19 protein-coding genes are annotated in these 19,298 nt (G+C 64.8%); 5 read left to right on the top strand and 14 right to left on the bottom strand.

The features are described from left to right. Nucleotides 1-56: 56 nt before the first annotated feature. A complete protein-coding gene (gene glp, locus QZ497_RS21245; protein WP_295479265.1) occupies nt 57-1,250 on the bottom strand; it encodes a gephyrin-like molybdotransferase Glp in 1,194 nt (397 codons plus the stop codon). Nucleotides 1,251-1,253: 3 nt separating this feature from the next. Further along, the gene (moaB, locus tag QZ497_RS21240; RefSeq protein ID WP_295479262.1) at nt 1,254-1,793 is read right to left on the bottom strand and encodes a molybdenum cofactor biosynthesis protein B; all 540 of its coding nucleotides are present in this window, start codon (nt 1,791-1,793) and stop codon (nt 1,254-1,256) included. Between the two features lie 79 nt (nt 1,794-1,872). Here moaB and mobA point away from each other — a divergent pair, with 79 nt between their 5' ends. Then, nucleotides 1,873-2,490, top strand: a complete 618-nt coding sequence (mobA, locus tag QZ497_RS21235) for a molybdenum cofactor guanylyltransferase MobA (protein WP_295479259.1) — start codon at nt 1,873-1,875, stop codon at nt 2,488-2,490. A gap of 73 nt (nt 2,491-2,563) precedes the next feature. Next, nucleotides 2,564-2,788 (top strand): YgdI/YgdR family lipoprotein, encoded by a 225-nt coding sequence (locus QZ497_RS21230; RefSeq protein WP_295479256.1) that lies wholly within the window; start codon nt 2,564-2,566, stop codon nt 2,786-2,788. Nucleotides 2,789-2,850: 62 nt separating this feature from the next. Here the strand turns inward: QZ497_RS21230 and QZ497_RS21225 are convergent, their stop codons facing one another. Then, nucleotides 2,851-3,744, bottom strand: coding sequence for a pseudouridine synthase (locus QZ497_RS21225; RefSeq protein WP_295479253.1), 894 nt, complete (start codon nt 3,742-3,744; stop codon nt 2,851-2,853). Between the two features lie 236 nt (nt 3,745-3,980). On the opposite strand from QZ497_RS21225, the gene QZ497_RS21220 reads away from it, so the two are divergent. Beyond that, entirely contained in the window at nt 3,981-4,832 is an 852-nt protein-coding gene (locus QZ497_RS21220) for a shikimate dehydrogenase (RefSeq protein WP_295479454.1), read from the top strand. A 46-nt stretch (nt 4,833-4,878) separates the two neighbouring features. Here the strand turns inward: QZ497_RS21220 and QZ497_RS21215 are convergent, their stop codons facing one another. Then, entirely contained in the window at nt 4,879-5,547 is a 669-nt protein-coding gene (locus QZ497_RS21215; RefSeq protein WP_295479250.1) for a TetR/AcrR family transcriptional regulator, read from the bottom strand. 110 nt (nt 5,548-5,657) lie between these two features. Further along, the gene (quiC, locus tag QZ497_RS21210) at nt 5,658-7,565 is read right to left on the bottom strand and encodes a 3-dehydroshikimate dehydratase QuiC (RefSeq protein WP_295479247.1); all 1,908 of its coding nucleotides are present in this window, start codon (nt 7,563-7,565) and stop codon (nt 5,658-5,660) included. Nucleotides 7,566-8,158: 593 nt separating this feature from the next. Between quiC and QZ497_RS21205 the strand changes: the two genes are divergently transcribed. Next, nucleotides 8,159-9,487, top strand: a complete 1,329-nt coding sequence (locus QZ497_RS21205; RefSeq protein ID WP_295479244.1) for an MFS transporter — start codon at nt 8,159-8,161, stop codon at nt 9,485-9,487. A 114-nt stretch (nt 9,488-9,601) separates the two neighbouring features. Here the strand turns inward: QZ497_RS21205 and QZ497_RS21200 are convergent, their stop codons facing one another. Continuing rightward, complete coding sequence (locus QZ497_RS21200) at nt 9,602-10,483, bottom strand: DMT family transporter (protein ID WP_295479241.1); 882 nt, start codon at nt 10,481-10,483, stop codon at nt 9,602-9,604. Nucleotides 10,484-10,746: 263 nt separating this feature from the next. On the opposite strand from QZ497_RS21200, the gene QZ497_RS21195 reads away from it, so the two are divergent. Further along, a complete protein-coding gene (locus tag QZ497_RS21195) occupies nt 10,747-12,006 on the top strand; it encodes an OprD family porin (RefSeq protein WP_295479238.1) in 1,260 nt (419 codons plus the stop codon). 103 nt (nt 12,007-12,109) lie between these two features. Here the strand turns inward: QZ497_RS21195 and pcaC are convergent, their stop codons facing one another. The 8 genes from pcaC to QZ497_RS21155 form a co-directional block, all read right to left on the bottom strand. Further along, nucleotides 12,110-12,499, bottom strand: a complete 390-nt coding sequence (gene pcaC, locus QZ497_RS21190) for a 4-carboxymuconolactone decarboxylase (RefSeq protein ID WP_295479235.1) — start codon at nt 12,497-12,499, stop codon at nt 12,110-12,112. Continuing rightward, entirely contained in the window at nt 12,496-13,872 is a 1,377-nt protein-coding gene (locus QZ497_RS21185) for a 3-carboxy-cis,cis-muconate cycloisomerase (protein WP_295479232.1), read from the bottom strand. Before QZ497_RS21185 ends, pcaC begins: the two co-directional genes overlap by 4 nt. Nucleotides 13,873-13,916: 44 nt before the next feature. Further along, a complete protein-coding gene (locus QZ497_RS21180) occupies nt 13,917-15,266 on the bottom strand; it encodes an MFS transporter (RefSeq protein WP_295479230.1) in 1,350 nt (449 codons plus the stop codon). Nucleotides 15,267-15,344: 78 nt separating this feature from the next. Continuing rightward, nucleotides 15,345-15,947: a protocatechuate 3,4-dioxygenase subunit alpha gene (gene pcaG / locus QZ497_RS21175; RefSeq protein WP_295479227.1), complete on the bottom strand. Its 603-nt coding sequence runs from the start codon at nt 15,945-15,947 to the stop codon at nt 15,345-15,347. Between the two features lie 10 nt (nt 15,948-15,957). Further along, nucleotides 15,958-16,677, bottom strand: a complete 720-nt coding sequence (gene pcaH / locus QZ497_RS21170) for a protocatechuate 3,4-dioxygenase subunit beta (protein WP_295479224.1) — start codon at nt 16,675-16,677, stop codon at nt 15,958-15,960. 152 nt (nt 16,678-16,829) lie between these two features. Next, nucleotides 16,830-17,759, bottom strand: coding sequence for a pca operon transcription factor PcaQ (gene pcaQ, locus QZ497_RS21165; RefSeq protein ID WP_295479221.1), 930 nt, complete (start codon nt 17,757-17,759; stop codon nt 16,830-16,832). Between the two features lie 16 nt (nt 17,760-17,775). Continuing rightward, on the bottom strand, nt 17,776-18,015 hold the full coding sequence (locus QZ497_RS21160) for a glutaredoxin family protein (protein WP_295479451.1): 240 nt from the start codon (nt 18,013-18,015) through the stop codon (nt 17,776-17,778). Between the two features lie 84 nt (nt 18,016-18,099). Then, nucleotides 18,100-19,185, bottom strand: coding sequence for an acyltransferase (locus QZ497_RS21155; RefSeq protein WP_295479218.1), 1,086 nt, complete (start codon nt 19,183-19,185; stop codon nt 18,100-18,102). Nucleotides 19,186-19,298 lie beyond the last annotated feature (113 nt).

The following is a 19,298-nucleotide window of genomic DNA, read 5'->3' as shown; positions in this document are numbered from 1 at the left end:
CAACTTGTCAGCCAGTGTGAGGTTAGCTCATGCGTTCACGGCTCACCATGGCGCACTCAACCCAGCAGTTCGCTGAAGGGAATGAACGCCACCGGGTCGCCCTCCAGCAGCACCGCCCCCTCGCGCACCTCGATCAATCCATCGGCCCAGGCAGCGCTGCGCAGCACCCCGGAACTCTGGTTGCCGTAAGGCACCGCACGCCCCTGCTCAAGACGGCCGCGCAGGTATTCGCGCCGAGTGCCCGGCTTGTTCCAGGCAAATCCCGCTGGCACTTGGAACTGCAGCGGCGCAACCGCCTCGACGCCCTGGCGCCGCAGCAGGTAAGGCCGGGCCAGCAAACCGAAGGTCACCAGGGTCGAAGCCGGGTTACCAGGCAGGCCCAGCACCGGCACGCCCTTGTAATGGCCGAAGGTCAGCGGTTTGCCCGGCTTGATCGCCAGCTTCCACAGCGCCAGCTCGCCTTCCTCGCGCAAGACCTGGCCGAGAAAGTCCGCCTCGCCCACCGATACGCCGCCGGAAGACAGGATCAGGTCGACGTCGCCAAGACCGGCCAGCGCCTGGCGGGTCAGGTCCAGATCGTCCGGCAGGATCCCGGCATCCACTACCTCGCAGGCCAGCGCCCGCAGCCAACTGCACAGCACAGTGCGGTTACTGTTGTAGATCTGCCCCGGCCCCAGCGGCTGTCCCGGCTCGACCAACTCGTCGCCGGTCGACAGCACCGCCACCCGCGGGCGACGGATCACCGCCAGCTCGGCGATACCCAGCGAGGCCAGCAGGCCCAGCTCCACCGGCCCCAGGCGGGTACCGGCTGCCAGCACCCGGTCACCGACACGGGATTCCTGGCCCTGAGGGCGGATGTTCTGCCCGGGCTTGAGCGCCTGCAACAGGCGCACCCGACCGTCGTCGAGCAGCTCGGCGTTTTCCTGCATCTCGACGCAATCGGCGCCTTCAGGCAGCGGCGCACCGGTGAAGATGCGCGCGCAGGTGCCTGGCTGCAGCGGCTCAGGCGCCTGGCCGGCGAAGATGCGCTGGCTGACCACCAGCGGCGCACCGCCCGCGTCGGCAACCCGCAAGGCATAGCCATCCATGGCACTGTTCGGCCAGGGCGGCAGGTCCAGGCCGGCGATGACCTCATGCGCCAGCACGCGCCCCTGGGCTTGCGCCAAGGGCAGGGTTTCACAGCTTTCAATGGGCTTGGCGGCAGCGCTGGCCAGCAGGCTGGCGAGGGCCTGTTCGACAGGAATCAGCATCGCTCAGCCCCGCGTGCCGCAGGGCTCGGCTTTCTTCAGGTGGGCCACGAAGTTGCACGGGCGAAAGCGCGAATCCAGTTGCTGGGCGAGGATGCCGTCCCAACCGGTACGCACCGCGTTGGTCGAGCCCGGCAGGCAGCACACCAGGGTGCCATTGGCCAGGCCGGCCAGTGCGCGGGACTGAATGGTCGAGGTGCCGATATCCGGCACCGAGATCTGCCGGAACAGTTCGCCGAAACCATCGACCTGTTTGTCGAGCAGGCAGGCCACCGCTTCAGGGGTGCTGTCGCGACCGGTGAAGCCGGTCCCCCCCGTGATCAGTACCACCTGTACGTCATCGTCGGCGATCCAGGTGGCGACCTGGGCGCGGATCTTGTACAGATCGTCCTTGAGCAGCACGCGGGCGATCAGCCCGTGGCCGGCGGCGCTCAGGCGGTCGACGAACATCTGCCCGGAGCTGTCGGTTTCCAGGGTGCGGGTATCGCTGACGGTGAGCACGGCGATGTTGAGAGGGACAAAAGGCGTATCGGGCTTGACGCTCATGAACACGAGATCCGGTTGTGGAGTGGGCAGGCCGGTGTTATACCACAGCGCTGCTCACCACCGCCGAACCGGACGCTCCATGCCGCCCAGCACGACACCTGCCCGCCCCCTGCCACCCTGCTCGATCCTTCTGCTGGCCGGCGGCCAGGGCCAACGCATGGGCGGCCAGGACAAGGGCCTGCTGAGCTGGCGCGGCAAGCCGCTGGTGGAGACCTTGCACGCCCTGGTGCGCCCGTTGACCGACGACCTGATCATCTCCTGCAACCGCAACCAGGCGCGCTACCAGCCTTACGCCGACCGCCTGGTGGGCGATGCCGAGCCGGGCTTCCATGGCCCGCTGGCAGGCATTCGTGCCGCCCTGCCGATGGCCCGTCACGACTTCCTGCTGGTGCTGCCCTGCGACGTACCACAGCTCGACCGCCAACTGTGCGACGAGCTGCGCCGCCAGGCGGCAGAACATCCCGGACAACCGGTGATGGTCCGTGAGGGCGAGCACTGGCAGCCCCTGCTGTGCATCATTCCCACCTGCCATGCGGCGCTGCTGGAGGCTGCCTGGCAACGTGGCGAGCGCAGTCCGCGTCGCGCGCTGCAACCCCTGCGGCCAGTGGCGCTGCAATGTGCCGAAGGCGACCCACGGCTGGCCAATCTCAATACGCCCGAGCTGCTGCGCCAGGCCGACCCTGCGCCGGACCATTGACCAACCCCGGGAACTTGCGACTAAGCTGCACGTCTTAGTCGTCTGTAACCAGCATCCATCCGGAGATACAGCCATGAAACACAAGACCCTTCCTGCCGCCTTCCTGCTTGCTCTGGGGCTTGCCTCGCTGGCCGGCTGTGCCTCGCCAACCGTGATCACCCTCAATGACGGGCGCGAGATCCAGACTGTCGACACGCCCAAGTTCGACGAAGATTCCGGTTTCTACGAGTTTCAGCAACTCGATGGCAAGAAGACCCGCGTGAACAAGGATCAGGTGCGTACCGTCAAGGACCTGTAAGCCTTACCTGCCGGGCGAAGTGTGCTTCGAACGCTTCGCCCTCCCCGCCTCGCCCGCCTCGCCTACTGAAATTCCAGCCGCAAACGGCTCTCGAACACCCTGTCCTCGCCACTGAGCGGATCCTTGAAGCGCAGCCCGCGTGCCAGCAACTGCAAGGGCCGCTGGAAGTCTTCTGCGAGCACCTTGTCGACCTGCGGATAGAACGCGTCATGCCGGATCGGCGCCCCCAGTTCCGCCATGTGCACACGCAACTGATGCTTCTTGCCGGTGACCGGGAACAGCCCGTAGCGCCACCAGGCATCCTGACGTTCCAGGACCTCCAGGCGAGTCAGGGTATTGGGCGCGCCGTCAGCCTCCTGCATGCGAAAGAACGGCTCGCCATCCACCAGGCGACTGGCGTGCTCGCGAGGAAAGTCCAGGTGCGGCAAGGCAGGTGCAATGGCTTCGTAGTACTTGTCGATGTTCCGGGTACGAAACAGCGCCTGGTAGGCCGAGCGACTGCCCGGGTGGGCGGAGAACAGCACGATGCCCGCCGTGTGTCGATCGATGCGATGCAGCGGCACCAGGTGCGGATTGTCCAGGCGCTTGATCAGGCGCCGCAGAAGGGTCTGCTCGACGTACTCGCCCGACGGAATGACTGGCAGAAAATGCGGTTTGTCGGCGACCACCAGATGCTCATCGACATGCACGACGGTCTCCTGCACCGGAATCGGCATCTCGTTGGCCACTTCGCGAAAGTAATGCACCTTCATCCCCTCGCGATAGCCCAGCGCGACGCTGATCGGCTGACCGTCGGCATCCAGCACCCGCCCCCTGGCAAAGCGATCCAGCCACTGCGCCCGGTCGATCGCCGGAAAGCGTGCGCACAGGCAGTCGAGCACGGTGTGCCATGGGCCAGGAGGCAGGCACAGGGTGCTGGCCTGATGCCGGGCGGGGTTGAACGGCGAATCGGTCATGCGTGGGCTCGGTATGCTCGAAAAGCGCCGATTATCCCTGAAGCCTGCGCGCCAGGCGACTGCCGTCGGCCAAACGCAGACTGGGCGATCAGCGAACAGATTCCGCGGCAGGCTCTGGAACGCCCCATGCGCGCCTATTAACCATCTGGTACATTCCTCGACACGCATCCTGCACCCACGCGGGCGCTCAGCCCGAACGGTGCTGTACAACAACAAGAGAGTTTCCCATGAGCCAGATTCAACGACCTTCCGTGCTCGTCGGCCTGATCGGTGCCGGCATCCAGGCTTCGCGCACCCCGGCGCTGCATGAGCATGAGGGCGACGCACAAGGCCTGCGCTACCTGTACCGGCTGATCGACATCGATGCGCTGGGCCTGGACAGCCACGCCCTGCCCAACCTGCTCGAAGGCGCACGCACCAGCGGCTTCACTGGTCTGAACATCACCTTCCCCTGCAAGCAGGCGGTAATTCCGCTGCTCGATGAGCTATCGGCCGAGGCCCGTGGCATCGGCGCAGTCAACACCGTGGTGTTCAAGGATGGCAAGCGCATCGGCCACAACACCGATTGCCTGGGCTTCGGCGAGGGCTTCAAGCGCGGACTGGACGGCGCTGCGCGTCGCCTGGTGGTGCAGATGGGTGCCGGAGGTGCCGGCGCGGCTGTGGCCCACGCACTGCTGAGCGAAGGCGTCGAACGCCTGAGTATCTTCGAAGTGGACAGCGAGCGCGCCCGCGCCCTGGTCGACAACCTCAACGCGCATTTCGGCAGCGGCCGTGCCCAGGTGGGTCATGACCTGGCCAGCACCCTGGCTGCCGCCGACGGCCTGGTCAACACCACGCCAGTGGGCATGGCCAAGCTGCCCGGCATGCCCCTGCCCGGCGAACTGCTGCACGGCGGACTCTGGGTCGCGGACATCATCTACTTCCCGCTGGAAACCGAGTTGCTGCGCCAGGCCCGTCAGTTGGGCTGCCGCACCCTCGATGGCACCACCATGGCGGTGTTCCAGGCGGTGAAGGCATTCGAACTGTTCACCGGCCAGGCCGCTGACGCCGAACGGATGATGGCGCACTTCCATTCCATGCCGGCCTGAACCGCCCCGGTCGCGCCCCGGCAAGCTGCGGGGCACGGCCTTGTACTCAACGCTGCAGGTAACGCAGCACCGAGTCGCAGATCATGGTCTTGTGGCGCTGCTTGACCTGTTCGTCAGCCAGTTCGATCTTGAAGATCGCCCCCAGGGTGTGACGATTGGACACGCGATGAAAGCAGAACGAAGTCATCAGCATGTGCAGGTCCACCGCATCCACGCCTTCGCGGAATACCCCACTGGCTTCGCCGCGCCGCAGGATGGCGTCCAGGGTGCGGATGATGTTCAGGCTCTGCGCATGGATGGCCTCGGACTGCTTGACGTTCTCGCCATTGAGGATGTTCTCGTTGCACACGATGCGCACGAAATCGACGTTGCGGTCATGGTGATCGAAAGTGAACTCCACCAGGCGACGGATCGCCGCGTGGGGCTCCAGGTCGTCGAGGTGCAGGTGCCCTTCGGTGGTACGGATGTCGCCGTAGAGCTTCTCCAGCACCTGGACGTAGAGTTCTTCCTTGCTGCCGAAGTAGTAGTAGATCATCCGCTTGGATGTGCGGGTGCGCTCGGCGATGGCATCGACCCGCGCCCCGGACAGGCCACGGGCGACGAATTCGGCGACGGCCGCCTGAAGGATGTCTTCGCGGGTCTTTTCCGGGTTGTTCTTGCGGCTCTTGCGCAGCGTGTCGGCAGGCGGCGCGGCGGAGTCGGTCATTGTATTCATTATTGGCTCACGAGCACGGTTTAGCCGGCGATTATGAAGCCCTGCGCCGGTGCGTGGAAGCCCACCGCCAACGCCCGGTACGTGCCGGGCGGCGGGGGCAGACAAGCGCCCTAAAGGCGGGCCTTGGGCGCGGCGCCGCTGCGGGCCTTGGCCATGGCGGCCAGGCGCACCGGTACGTTGGCCGCGCCATAGCCAGCGTAGCCGTTCTTGCGCTGGATGATTTCGAAGAAGAAGCGCCCATCGAACGCCTCGGTGTACACGTGAAACAGCTCGCCACCCTGGCTGTCGCGGTCATAAAGGACGTTGTAGTAGGCCAGTTCGCTGAGGAACTCATCGTCGAAATCCAGGCGCGCCGCCAGGTCGTCATAGTAGTTCAGCGGAATCTCCAGCAGCGGCACACCGGCCTCCTTGGCACGCCGCACCTCGGCGAAAATGTCCTCGCACGAGAAGGCGATGTGATGCACGCCAGAGCCGCGATAGGTGGACAGCGCGTGGGAGATGGCCGTGTTGCGGTTCTCCGAGATGTTCAGCGGCAGACGCACGCTGCTGCAGCGGCTGCGCAGTGCGCGGCTCTTCACCAACCCATAGGGGTCGGGGAGCACCACTTCATCGTCGGCCTCGAAGTCCAGTAGCCCTTTGTAGAACAGCACCCAGCTGTCCAGGCTGTCGGCCGGCAGGGCCATGGCCATGTGGTCGATACGCTGCAGGCTGCCCTGGGGCACGGCGGCGCTGTCGATGACGAAGTCGCTGTCGTAGATCGACTGCCCCGGCTCGGCGCGGTCCACCAGGTAGATGAGGCTGCCGTCCGGCGCTCGCACCGCTGGCACCTCGCGCTCGTTGGGACCGACCAGGCCGCGATACGGCTGGCCCTTGAAGGCCCGCGCCCGCTCCAGGGCCTGCGGTGCATCCGCGACGCGCAAGGCCGTGGCGCACAGCGACGGGCCATGGGCTTCGAAGAAACCGTGGGCAAAGGAATAGGGTTCGGCGTTGAGCACGATACGGATATCGCCCTGCCCCATGAGCTTCACCGCCTTCGAGCGGTGCTTACCCAACCGGGCGAAACCCAGGCGTTCCAGCCAGCCCTGCAGGCGTGCGCTGTGGTCTTCGTCGACCGCGAATTCGAGAAACTCGATACCGTCCAGCGGGCTGGCCGGCGGCGGATTGAACAGCAGTTGCGGCTCGACCGCCGCATCCTGCTCGGCCAGCAGTTGACGGGTCTTCTCTTCCAGATAAAGCAGCGAGCGAAAGCCATCGGCGGCATTGGCGCGGGTCGGTGCGGCGCGGAAACCGTCGTTGAATACCTCCAGCGACAGCGGGCCGGTGTAGCCACTGCGCAGGATCGGTGCGAGGAAGCCCGCCAGGTCGAACTCGCCCTGCCCGGGGAAGCAACGGAAGTGCCGGCTCCACTCCAGCACATCCATGGCCAGCAGCGGTGCATCGGCCATCTGCACGAAGAAGATCTTGTCACCGGGAATCTGCGCGATGGCGCTGGGGTCGCCCTTCAGCGACAGGGTGTGGAAGCTGTCGAGCAAGACGCCCAGTGCCGGATGGTCAACGGCCTGCACCAGGTCCCAGACCTGCTGCCAGGTATTCACGTGCCGTCCCCAGGCCAGTGCCTCATAGCCGATGCGCAGGCGCCGGGCATCGGCGCGTTCGGCCAGCAGGTGCAAGTCATCGAGCAGCACGCTGCGCTCGCCCAGGGAGTCAGCGGCGACGTTGCTGCACACCAGCACCAGGTCGGTACCCAGCTCCTGCATCAGGTCGAACTTGCGCTCGGCACGGTCGAGGTTGCGCTGCAGGCGGTCGCGGCGGCAGCCCTCGAAATCGCGGAACGGCTGGAACAGGGTAATGGCCAGGCCCAGGTCGGCGCACATCTGCCGCACGTTACGCGGGCTGCCGTCGTAGTACAGAAGGTCGTTTTCGAAAATCTCGACACCGTCGAAACCGGCCGCGGCGATGGCTTCGAGCTTTTCAGGCAAGGTACCGCTCAGGCAAACGGTGGCAATGGAACGCTGCATATTATTGTACTCCTGGACGAGCGCGGCTCAGGGGCCGCCACTGGATCGCGCCGCCTGCCAGGCCAAGGGCCTGGACGCAGAACGGGCAAGTTTTCAGTATTCGCATGCCGCCTGTCACAGGCAACCTGTTATGTACGAACCGGTTAGTTTTTCGTTCGTTTATCGAACAAAACCCAAAATGCTTGATTGACGGCGATTTGCGCAACGCACAACATCTGTTTCGCAGTGTGACGAATCAGCCTGACCCTTTCGTCTCGTTCTGCCTTGTTTGTCGCTGTGCCCGATGAACCTCCATAACAATTTCAAGAACAGGATACTGCTCATGCGCGCCCTCCCCGACTCTCCCGCACGCACGCTTCCACCCACTGAGACTTCCAACAGACGAACCTGTTCGACCATTTAACTGGTCAACGCGGATCGCCTGCAGCATTCTTGCGCGCTCGCTCCTCGCGTCAGCCCCTGCGCCACGCCCCTGGGTCCAAGGCCCCGATGGCGACGACACAGAACCGGCCTGACGGTCTGCAGTACAGCGAGTTGTTTCTCAGTCCGGCTGGCGCCCATGGCGCAGTCCTGGAACGGATGATCGAACCATCATGCTCAACACACAGACCAACCCCCTGGCCAGCGCTGCACGCGCCGGCATCGGCGACAAGATCCGCGGCGCCATGGCCGTGGGCAAGACCCGCTGGGGCATGCTCGCCCTGGTGTTTCTCGCCACCACCCTGAACTACATCGACCGCGCCGCCCTGGGTGTCATGCAGCCTATCCTGGCCAAGGAAATGAGCTGGACGACCATGGACTACGCCAACATCAACTTCTGGTTCCAGGTCGGCTATGCCGTCGGCTTCCTGCTGCAGGGTCGCTTTATCGACAAGGTCGGCGTCAAGCGCGCCTTCTTCCTCGCCGTGCTGCTATGGAGCGTCGCCACCGGCGCCCACGGCCTGGCCACCTCGGCAGTCGGTTTCATGGTCTGCCGCTTCATCCTCGGCCTGACCGAAGCGGCCAACTACCCGGCCTGCGTGAAGACCACCCGGCTGTGGTTCCCGGCCGGCGAGCGTGCGGTCGCCACCGGCATCTTCAACGCCGGCACCAACGTCGGTGCGATGATCACCCCCGCCCTGCTGCCCATCATCCTCAGCGTCTGGGGCTGGCAAGCGGCATTCCTGGCCATGGGTTTCCTGGGCCTGTTCTGGGTCGTGGCCTGGCGCCTGAAGTACTACAACCCTGAAGAGCACCCGACCGTCAGCAAGGCCGAACTGGACTACATCAACCAGGCGAAAGAGCCCGAGCCGGTCAAGGTGCCGTTCTCGCACATTCTCAAGATGCGCGGCACCTGGGCCTTCGCCCTGGCCTACTCGATCACCGCGCCGGTGTTCTGGTTCTACCTGTACTGGCTGCCGCCGTTTCTCAACCAGCAATACAGCCTGGGCATCAGCGTGACGCAAATGGGCATCCCGCTGATTCTCATCTGGCTGACCGCCGACTTCGGCAGCATCGGCGGCGGCGTGCTGTCGTCCTGGCTGATCGGTCGCGGCATGAAGCCCAGCAAGGCGCGCCTGGTGTCGATGCTGACCTTCGCCCTGACCATCTGCAGCGTGGTGTTCGCCGCCAACGCCAGCGGCCTGTGGGTCGCGGTACTGGCCATCGCCCTGGCGGTCGGCGCGCACCAGGCCTGGACCGCGAACATCTGGAGCCTGGTGATGGACTACACGCCCAAGCACCTGATGAGCACGGTGTTCGGCTTCGGCGGAATGTGCGCGGCGATCGGTGGCATGTTCATGACCCAGATCGTGGGGGCGGTCCTCACCGCCACCAACAACAACTACAGCATTCTGTTCATGCTGATTCCGTCGATGTACTTCATCGCCCTGACCTGGATGTACTTCATGGCACCGCGGGAAGTGCCGGACCTGAAAGACTGATCAACCCGGCAGGCAAGGCAAAGGCCCGGTGGCGAACGTCACCGGGCCTTTGTTTTTGCAGGGCTGCTTGCTGGCCGTAACGCCAATCGAGAATGGGCCGCTCCGATCAGCGCCTCAACGCTTGCGTTGCTGCCAGGCAGCGGCCAGGCCGCTGAGACAGATGATGGCGATGCCGACCTGCGCATCGAGGGGCGGCATGTGGGAGAACACCAGCCAGCCCAGCAGCCCGGCAAATACGATCTGGCAGTAGCTGAACGGTGCCAGCATCGCCGGCGCGGCGTAGCGGAATGCCTGGGTCAGCAGCAGGTGGGCAGCCATGCCACAACCGCCCAGGGCGAGCAGGAACGGCCAGTGCTTGAGTTCCGGGGTCACCCAGAAGAACGGCACCAGTGCGCTCATCACCAGGGTGTTGAACAGCCCGGCGAAGAAGTTGCTGGTGGTGGGGCTGTCATAGGGGCTGACCAGCCGGGTCAGCAGCTGGTACAGGGCAAAGCACAGCGCCGAGGACAACGGCAGCAGGATCGCCGGGGTGAACAGCTCGCCACCGGGGTGGATGATGATCAGCACCCCGGAAAAGCCGACGATCACCGCGATCCACTGGCCCCGGGTGACCTGCTCGCGCAGCAGCGGCACCGACAGCGCAGTCACCAGCAAGGGCGCCAGGAAGTTGACCGCCGTAGCCTCGGCCTGGGGAATGAACAGCAGGCTGCTGGTGAACAGCAGGCTGGTGCCGAGCAGCGCCAGGGCGCGCAATATCTGGAACAGCGGACGCTTGGTACGCAGCACCCGCAGGCCGGACGACGGCATGAAAATGCAGCTCATCAGCAGGGTATGCACCAGGTAGCGCGCCCAGACCACCAGCATCACCGGGTAGAACCCGGACAGGTACTTGGAAAGGGTGTCGTGGCTGGCGAACAGAAAGGTCGCCAGGAGAATGAAGCTGATTCCCTTGAGAGGATGGTTGACGCCGGACAATGGCGTGCTGGTCGTGCTCATCGGTCTTCCTTAGGCAGGCATGAAACGGCAGCAGATGAAAAAAGCGGCGGGCCTGAACATTGGATGCAGCCCCCGTCGGACAAGCGTCTCAGCCCACAGGCGCGGCGTCTCGCCCATTATGTTCTAACCAGTTAATTAACGTGCGATAATCGCCCAAAACCGTTTTCGATCAATTGCAGGCCAGACCCATGCCCCGCAGTATTTCCCCGAGTGACACCCTTCGCGATTCACTTCACCTATAACTACAAAAAAGGCTCAAGCCAATGCGCTTTCTCCAACCCCGCAAAACCCAGGGCAGCCTCTGCGCGCTGTTCGCCGCCACCACCCTGTTTCCACTGGCCAGCCAGGCCGCCGGCTTCGTCGACGACGCCAAGGTCGGTCTGAACCTACGCAACTTCTTCTTCAACCGCAACTTCGTCGACCCGGCCAACGCGCAGAATGGCGCCCAGGAATGGACCCAGAGTTTCATCCTCGATGCGCGCTCCGGGTTCACTCAGGGCACGGTCGGCTTCGGTGTCGATGTCCTGGGCATGTACTCGCTCAAGCTCGACGGCGGCAAGGGGTCGGGCGGCACCCAGCTGCTGCCGATCCACGACGATGGCCGCCCGGCCGACGACTTCGGGCGCCTGGCCGTCGCCGGCAAGATGCGTTTTTCCAAGACCGAATTGAAAGTCGGTGAATGGATGCCGGTGCTGCCGATCCTGCGTTCCGACGATGGCCGCTCGCTGCCCCAGACCTTCCAGGGCGCGCAGATCACCTCTCGGGAAATCGACGGCGTGACCCTGTACGGCGGCCAGTTCCGCGACAACAGCCCGCGCAACGATGCCAGCATGCAGGCGATGTTCATGAACGGCCGGGCCGGCTTCACCTCCGACCGCTTCAACTTCGCCGGGGGCGAATACACCTTCAACGAAAAACGCACCCAGGTCGGCGCCTGGTACGCACAGCTGGAAGACATCTACCACCAGCAATACTACAACCTGGTGCACAGCCAGCCGCTGGGCGACTGGACCCTTGGCGCCAACCTCGGCTACTTCATCGGCAAGGACGATGGTCAGTCGCTGGCCGGCAGCCTGGACAACAAGACCTGGTCGGCCATGCTCTCGGCTCGCTACGGTTTCAGCACCTTTTATGTCGGTCTGCAGAAAGTCAGCGGCGACAGCCTGTGGATGCGCGTGAACGGCACCAGCGGCGGCACCCTGGCCAACGACAGCTACAACTCCAGCTTCGATAACGCCAAGGAGCACTCCTGGCAGGTGCGTAACGACCTGGACTTCGGCGCCCTGGGCGTGCCTGGCCTGACCCTGATGAACCGCTATATCAAGGGTGACAACGTGCATACCGGCGCCATCACCGACGGCAAGGAGTGGGCGCGGGAGACCGAGCTGGCCTATGTGTTCCAGCAAGGCAGCCTGAAGAACCTGAGCGTCAAATGGCGCAACTCGACCATGCGCCGCGACTTCAGCACCAACCAGTTCGACGAGAACCGCGTGATCATCAGCTACCCGCTGTCGATCCTCTGACCGCTGTCGATACGAAAAAGCCTGCCAGTGATCCTGGCAGGCTTTTTTCATGCCTGTGCGCTGGCTGCCTCACCCCGCTCGGGCGCGGCGGCAGCCACGAGACTCAGAGCGATTCCACGCCCAACTCGTCCCACACCTCCTCGGCCATATGGAAGGTCGCGTTGGCGGCCGGAATGCCGCAATAGATGGCGCTCTGCATCAGCACTTCCTTGATTTCGTCACGGGTCACGCCATTGTTCTTTGCCGCCCGCAGGTGCAGGCGCAACTCGCCTTCGCGGTTCATACCGATCAGCATGGCAATGGTCACCAGGCTGCGGGTGTGCCGCGGCAGGCCCGGGCGGGTCCAGATGTCGCCCCAGGCATGCCGGGTGATCATTTCCTGGAACTCTTCGTTGAATGGCGTGAGTTTCTTCAGGCTGTTGTCGACATGGGTATCGCCCAGTACCGCGCGGCGTACCTGCATGCCGGCTTCATAGCGTTCCTTTTCGTTCATGCGGATGTCCTCGAAGCATTGAAATGTTGGTGTTCGGCCACGGCACGCGCGACCCAGCGGCGCGCCTGGCCCAAGTAGTGGGCCGGGTCGAGCAGGCGGTCCAGCTCGTCGGCGGACAACTGCGCGGCGACTTCGGCATCGGCGCCCAGCACCTGGCGTAGATGCGTGCCCTGCTGCACGGCGCGTCGGCAGTTCTGCTCGACCAGATGGTGGGCGGCATCGCGGCCAATGCGTTGGGCCAGGGCGATGCTCACCGCCTCGGCGAGCACCAGCCCCTGGGTGGACTCCAGGTTGGTGCGCATGCGTGCCGCGTCGACCTCCAGCCCGGGCACCACCAGCAATGCCTGCTGCAATGCGCCGGATACCAGGCAGCAGAGTTCCGGCAAGGTCTCCCATTCGGCATGCCACAGCCCCAGGCTGCGCTCGTGCTCCTGGGGCATGGCCGCAAGCATGGTCGCGACCAACCCTGGCGCGCGCGTCGCGGCGCCGATCAGCACCGCTGCGGCCACCGGGTTGCGCTTGTGCGGCATGGTCGATGACCCTCCCTTGCCCGGCGCGGCCGGCTCGAACACCTCGCCCACTTCAGTCTGCATCAGCAGGCTGAGGTCGCGGCCCAGCTTGCCCAGGCTGCCGGCAATCAGGCCCAACAGGCTGGCGAACTCCACCAGCCGGTCACGCTGGGTGTGCCAGGGCTGTTCGGGCAGTTGCAGTTGCAGCTCCTCGGCCAGTGCCTGGGCGACTTCGAACGCCGACTCGCCGAGCGCCGCCAGGCTGCCGGAGGCGCCGCCGAACTGCAGGCTGAGCAGGCGCGGGCGCAGCTCGGCGAGGCGCTGCCGGTGGCGGGTGACCGCTCCCAGCCAGCCAGCGATCTTCATGCCCAGGGTCACCGGCGTCGCCTGCTGCAACCAGGTACGTCCGGCCAAGGGGGTATCCGCATGGCGCTGCGCCTGGGTCGCCAGGGCCTCGGCGAGGCGCTCCAGGTCCTGATCGAGCAGGCCGATGGCCTGGCGCAGCTGCAGCACCAGCCCGGTGTCCATCGCATCCTGGCTGGTGGCGCCCATGTGCACGTAGCGCTCGGCTTCAGGGTTGTGCGCGGCGATGCGCTTGCCCAAGGCCTTGACCAGCGGAATCGCCGAATTGCCGGCACTGCCGATGGCCACGGCCAGGGCCTGGAAGTCGTAAAGCTCGGCCTTGCACTGCGCCTCGATGTCCGCCACCAGCGCCTGGGGGATCAACCCGGTGCGCGCCTCGGCACGCGCCAGCGCGGCCTCGAAGTCCAGCATGCCCTGCAGCCGCCCGGCATCGCAGAAGATCCGACGCATCGGCGCCTGGGTGAAATAGGCGTCGAATAGTTGATTGCTCGGTGTGCTCAAATCATGGCTCCCGTTGAAGACTGTTCATGGTGCGCGCTGCACGCTCAAGTGGCATCCGCATGGCTGAAGCGGCCCTTGAGCAAAACGGCCAGCGCCGCCAGCGAGGCCGGTACGATCAGCGCGGTCAGCACCTGTTCGAAATTCCAGCCCAGACCCAGCAGGGTCGCCCCGGCCCAGGCACCGAGAATCGCACCGAAACGGCCGATGCCGAGCATCCAGGAAACCCCGGTGGCGCGCCCCTGGGTCGGGTAGAAACGCGCCGCCAGCGAAGGCATCGCCGACTGCGCACCGTTGACGCACATGCCGGCCACCAGCACCAGGCTGGCCAGCAGCAGCACGCTGTCCAGGCTCTTGCCCACCAACCAGGCGAATACGCCGGCCAAGGCATAGGCAATGCCGATCACCTTGTGCGGGTTGTAACGATCCATCGCCCAGCCCACACCCACCGCACTGAGCACCCCGCCGAGCTGGAACAGCGCGCCGATCATCGCCGACTGCTCCATGCTTGCGCCACTGTCGCGCATCAGGGTCGGCAACCAGCTGGTCAGCAGGTAGACGATCACCAGGCCCATGAAATAGGTCAGCCACAACAGCACGGTACCGACGCTGTAAGTACCGGAAAACACCACCTTGAGCACATTGCGACTCGACACGCTGGCCTGCTCGGGCACGCTGAACGCCGTGACCCCGGCCATGGCCTGCGGGGCGATGGGCGCCAGAACCCGGCGTACCCTGTCGGCACCGCGATTGCTGACCACCAGAAAGCGCGCCGACTCCGGCAGCCACAACGCCAGGGCCAGCACCAGGACCAGCGGCAGGATGCCGCCGAGCAGCAACAGACTGTGCCAGCCCATGGCCGGAATCAGCTTGGCCGAGACGAACCCGCCACTGGCCATACCGAGGTTGAAGCCGCAGAACATGCTGGTGACCAGCAACGACTTGAGACGCTCAGGGGTGTATTCGGACAGCAGTGTCGTCGCATTGGGCATCGCCGCACCCAGACCGACACCGGTGAGCAGGCGCAGCACGAGCAACTGGTCGAGGCTGGTGCTGTACGCCGACAGCAGGCTGAACAGGCCGAACAGAAACACCGCACCGACCAGCACCAGCTTGCGTCCGAAGCGGTCAGCCAGGGGGCCGGAGCCCAAGGCACCGAAGACCATGCCGATCAGTGCGGCACTCATCACCGGGCCGAGGCTGGAACGTGGAATGCCCCAGTCCTGGCTCAGCGCCGGGGCGATGAAGCCCATGGCAGCGGTGTCCAGGCCGTCGAGAAAGACGATCAGAAAGCACAGCACCACGACTCGCCACTGATAGGCAGACAGCGGCTGTTCGTTGATGAAGCGCTGCACATCCAGGGTCACGCCCCCGGACTCGTTCTTGGCAAGCGTCATGGGATTTCCTTTTGTTCTTATATGACGGAAAGGCACCTGCCGCGTTCGACAGGTGCCTGGGGGTGCACGCGCAATGGCTCAGAAGTCGAAGAACACCGTCTCCCCTTCTCCCTGCACACGAATGTCGAAACGGTAGGCCAGTTGGCCGTCCACCGTGCAACGCCGCGCGACCAGGGTTTCCCGACGCTGGGCCTGTTCCACCAGGTTGATCACCGGGTCGGCGGCGTTGGCAGCGGCCTCGTCGTCGAAATACAGGCGGGTATGCAGGTGGATGTTGATACCGCGGGCAAACAGCGACACGTTCAGGTGCGGTGCCATCGGCACGCCAGCGGCGTTGCGTACCACGCCCGGCTTGACGGTGTGCAGGCGCCAGACGCCGTCGTCATCGGTGGCGGTGCGCCCGAAGCCGTTGAACGGCCGCGCCGGGTCGTAGGTGGGGTCATAGTTGCCCTGATGATCGGCTTGCCAAAACTCCAGGTAGGCATCGCGGATCAGTTGGCCATTGCCATCGAACACGTTGCCCAGCAACAGGATGTGTTCGCCCGGCGCACCGGGTTTGGCCAGCTGGTTCCAGATCTCCAGTTCACGAGTCGGGTTGCCGGCCACTTCCAGGGCCAGGCCGATGTGCACATAGGGGCCGGCGGTCTGCGACGGCGTTTCCGGCAGCAATTGAACAGGCATGGCGGGCTCCTCAGCGATTCTCGAAGTGGGTCTGGCGCTGGCCACGCAGCACGATGTCGAAGCGGTAGGCCAGGCAATCCATCGGGTTGGCCATGCCCATGTCCAGGCGGGCGATGAGGCTCTGCACGGCGTCAGGGTCGGCAATCGACTTGACGATCGGGCACAGCGGAATCAGCGGGTCACCTTCGAAATACAGCTGGGTGATCAACCGGGTGGCAATGGCCGGACCACTCACCGACACATGGATGTGCGCCGGGCGCCAGTCGTTGGGGCCGTTGCGCCATGGGTACGGGCCCGGCTTGACGGTGCGGAAGCTGTAATTGCCGTCGCGGTCGGTCAGGGTGCGACCCACGCCGCCGAAGTTCGGGTCGATGGGCGCCAGGTAGCTGTCGCGCTTGTGGCGATAGCGGCCACCGGCGTTGGCTTGCCAGATCTCTACCAGGGTATTGGGCACCGGCTTGCCATACTGGTCCACCACCCGCCCGGCAACCAGAATGCGCTCACCGATGGGCAGGCCACCGTGATCGAAGTTCAGCAGCAGGTCGTTGTCGTGGCGGCCGAAGACCAGGTGCGAGAAGTCCGGGCCGGTGGTTTCGGAAATCGATTGGGGAATGCTGACCAGCGCCTGGCGCGGCGAGCGCAGCACGGAGGTCTTGTAGTCAGGCGTCAGGGCTTTGGGGTGCCAGTTCCGGTCACGAATGACGAAACGGCTGTTGTCGGCAACAGACATGGCGGGTGTCCTTGGCGTTGTTGTTATGGAATCGCTGGCGTGCCCTACGGCGACAGAGGGCGACGCTTCACGGTGGACGCAGTGTCCCGTGTGGCCAAGGTTGCGAAAACTGAAAAAACAGCGCCAATCCATAACCATTTGGTTATGGATAATCAGGCGTACGCGCCCTCGCGATAAGCGCCACCCACCTCGCGCAGTTGCTCCACGCACCACAGCGCTGCGCGCGACAGCGGCACTGCGGGGTTGCTGCACAGGCCGATGGAGCCGCCCGGTTCACGCATGCCCATGTCCAGCTCACACATGGCGCCCTCCTGAAGCTCTTGCAGCACGGCATCGCGCGGCGCGATCCAGATGGCGTCGCTGCGCTCCACGTAGCGGCGGCTCAGGGTCAGCGACAGGGTCTCCAGGCGTTGGCGCGGGGGCTGGATGGCATGCTGCACGAACAGGCTGTCGGCGAAGGCGCGAATGGTGGTGCCTGCCAGCGGCAGCACCCAGGGGTAGTCCTGCAGACATTCGCGGCGTAATGGCGTAGCCAGCAACGGGTGGCCGGGACGTACCACGAGGGTCATGGATTCGTTGTACAGGTGTTCGAAACTCAGCCCCTGGATCTGCGGGCTGTCGGTCATGCGCCCGATCACCAGGTCCAGCTCGCCGACGCGCAGCTGCGAAAGCAGGTAGGCGCTGGGCCCGGTCATCACGCTGATGACCAGCGCCGGGTGACGCGCATGCAGGCGGGTCAGCACCTCGGGCATCAGCAGGCTTTCGGCGGTGGACAGCACACCGAGGCGCACCGTGGCGGTCTCATGCTCTCCGGAGCGCAGGCTGTTGACGCCCTCACGCAGGGCCTGGACACTGGGTCCGGCAAAGCGCATGAACGCCACCCCGGCCTCGGACAATTGCGCGCCCTGCTTACCCCGCAGAAACAGCGTGGCACCGAGCAGCCCTTCCAGCTCCTTGAGCGCCTTGGACAACGCCGGCTGGCTGATTGCCAACTGGTCAGCCGCCCTGGCCAGACTGCCCTGGCGGGCCACTTCGAGAAAGCACACCAGATGGCGGTACTTGATGCGGGTATCGATATTCAAGGCGGGCCTGTCCGGCTCAAGAAGTCAAAAAGCCGGCCACCTGTTCAGTGTCGAACGGCCAGTCCAATTCTGCGCCGTTATCGACGCGGCGCAATACCGGGATACGTAAACCATAGGCTTCGGCCAGATGCTCGTCTTCGGCGATATCCACCAGTTCGACCAGCAGGCCATGTTCGACCAGCGGCATCAACACCGACTCGGCCACCTCGCAAAGATGACAACCCACGGTGCCGAACAACCGGCATTCAGGAGGCATGGGGGACACCTTGACCACCAGAGCAGACATGAACGAGTGCTCATTCTAGGTCCTGCCCGGCGCCTGGGCGAGCTGAAACTCGCATCAGGACTGCGCCAGCGCCCGACGCTGCCCGAAGTACCGCTTGCTGAAAGCGTTGGCGCGATCCAGTACCGGCTTTTCGAAGCAACGGTAGCCAACCCAGCCGTAGCACAGGACCGCCGCGAGCATCAGCAGCGTAAAGAGGAAATTGTCCAGCAGGCTCAGCGGCGAGCCGCCCCACCACAGCCACACACGGCCGATCACACCGAGCACCAGCAAGTGCGAAAGGTAGACCGTGTAAGACATGTCGCCGACGACGACCAGTGCTGGCGTAGGGCTCAGCAGGCCACGGCGCTCCAGCAGTGCCGTGGCCAGGACCAGGGTGCCGAACACCACGCCCACCACCAGCATGCGCGCCAGGCCATGCCCCTCGAACAGCTGCAGGTAGCCGATCAGCGGCACGCCCAGCAGCGCTGCCAGCCCCAGCAGCGCCCGCACCAGGCGGTCGGGCAGCCTGGCGCTGGCCGGGCTGTAGAAGAACAGCGCCAACGCCGCCCCAGCGATGAACTCCAGCGCATAGGGGTGCAGGATGATCTGCACCACCGGTGAATAGTCCTGCCAGTCCTGCATGGCGTTGAACGCCACCAGCACCACCGCCCACAGCGCCAGGAACATCGGCAGGCGGCGCTCCTGCCAGGGCAGCAAGGCGCTGAACACCAGGTAGAACCACAATTCGAAGACCAATGACCAGGCCACCATCACCAGCAGCACCTTGTCACTGGGCAACAGCAGGAAAGAAGCCAGCAGGTTGGACTCGCCATGGCCGCTGTTGACCATGCCCGGCTGCACCAGGTACACCGCCAGGGTGATGAAGTAGTAGAGCCAGTAGGTGGGGTAGATCCGCGACACCCGGTTATACAGGAAGCGCTGCGCCTCGCGGCCATCCTGAAAGCGCCCGCGGCTGACGATCACCATGACGAAACCGCTGATCACGAAGAACAGGTCGACGCCCAGCTGGAAGAACTCCAGCCACTGCGGCAGGAGCCGGTCGCCGCCGGAATACTTGGCCTCTACCGAGGTCATGTGGAACAGCACCACGCCCAACACTGCAACGCCCCTGAGCCCTTGCAGGGAAAACAGCCGCTCCATGCCCACTCCATCGCACCCGACCCTTGGCCGGTGTTGCCTGTCACCGGGGAAGCATTCCCCCTCGTCATGGCGCTAGAGCATAGCCAAGGGCCAGGATTATGGAAGCCCCCACG

It is taken from the genome of uncultured Pseudomonas sp. (assembly GCF_913777995.1).
Taxonomy (GTDB): domain Bacteria; phylum Pseudomonadota; class Gammaproteobacteria; order Pseudomonadales; family Pseudomonadaceae; genus Aquipseudomonas.
This window is presented reverse-complemented; position numbering and strand designations above follow the sequence as displayed.

What these genes read in the sequence shown, in the direction of transcription:
- glp (WP_295479265.1), bottom strand. Translation starts at nt 1,250, where the DNA reads ATGCTGATTCCTGTCGAACAGGCCCTCGCCAGCCTGCTGGCCAGCGCT.
- moaB (WP_295479262.1), bottom strand. Translation starts at nt 1,793, where the DNA reads ATGAGCGTCAAGCCCGATACGCCTTTTGTCCCTCTCAACATCGCCGTG.
- mobA (WP_295479259.1), top strand. Translation starts at nt 1,873, where the DNA reads ATGCCGCCCAGCACGACACCTGCCCGCCCCCTGCCACCCTGCTCGATC.
- QZ497_RS21230 (WP_295479256.1), top strand. Translation starts at nt 2,564, where the DNA reads ATGAAACACAAGACCCTTCCTGCCGCCTTCCTGCTTGCTCTGGGGCTT.
- QZ497_RS21225 (WP_295479253.1), bottom strand. Translation starts at nt 3,744, where the DNA reads ATGACCGATTCGCCGTTCAACCCCGCCCGGCATCAGGCCAGCACCCTG.
- QZ497_RS21215 (WP_295479250.1), bottom strand. Translation starts at nt 5,547, where the DNA reads ATGAATACAATGACCGACTCCGCCGCGCCGCCTGCCGACACGCTGCGC.
- quiC (WP_295479247.1), bottom strand. Translation starts at nt 7,565, where the DNA reads ATGCAGCGTTCCATTGCCACCGTTTGCCTGAGCGGTACCTTGCCTGAA.
- QZ497_RS21205 (WP_295479244.1), top strand. Translation starts at nt 8,159, where the DNA reads ATGCTCAACACACAGACCAACCCCCTGGCCAGCGCTGCACGCGCCGGC.
- QZ497_RS21200 (WP_295479241.1), bottom strand. Translation starts at nt 10,483, where the DNA reads ATGAGCACGACCAGCACGCCATTGTCCGGCGTCAACCATCCTCTCAAG.
- QZ497_RS21195 (WP_295479238.1), top strand. Translation starts at nt 10,747, where the DNA reads ATGCGCTTTCTCCAACCCCGCAAAACCCAGGGCAGCCTCTGCGCGCTG.
- pcaC (WP_295479235.1), bottom strand. Translation starts at nt 12,499, where the DNA reads ATGAACGAAAAGGAACGCTATGAAGCCGGCATGCAGGTACGCCGCGCG.
- QZ497_RS21180 (WP_295479230.1), bottom strand. Translation starts at nt 15,266, where the DNA reads ATGACGCTTGCCAAGAACGAGTCCGGGGGCGTGACCCTGGATGTGCAG.
- pcaG (WP_295479227.1), bottom strand. Translation starts at nt 15,947, where the DNA reads ATGCCTGTTCAATTGCTGCCGGAAACGCCGTCGCAGACCGCCGGCCCC.
- pcaH (WP_295479224.1), bottom strand. Translation starts at nt 16,677, where the DNA reads ATGTCTGTTGCCGACAACAGCCGTTTCGTCATTCGTGACCGGAACTGG.
- QZ497_RS21160 (WP_295479451.1), bottom strand. Translation starts at nt 18,015, where the DNA reads ATGCCTCCTGAATGCCGGTTGTTCGGCACCGTGGGTTGTCATCTTTGC.
- QZ497_RS21155 (WP_295479218.1), bottom strand. Translation starts at nt 19,185, where the DNA reads ATGGAGCGGCTGTTTTCCCTGCAAGGGCTCAGGGGCGTTGCAGTGTTG.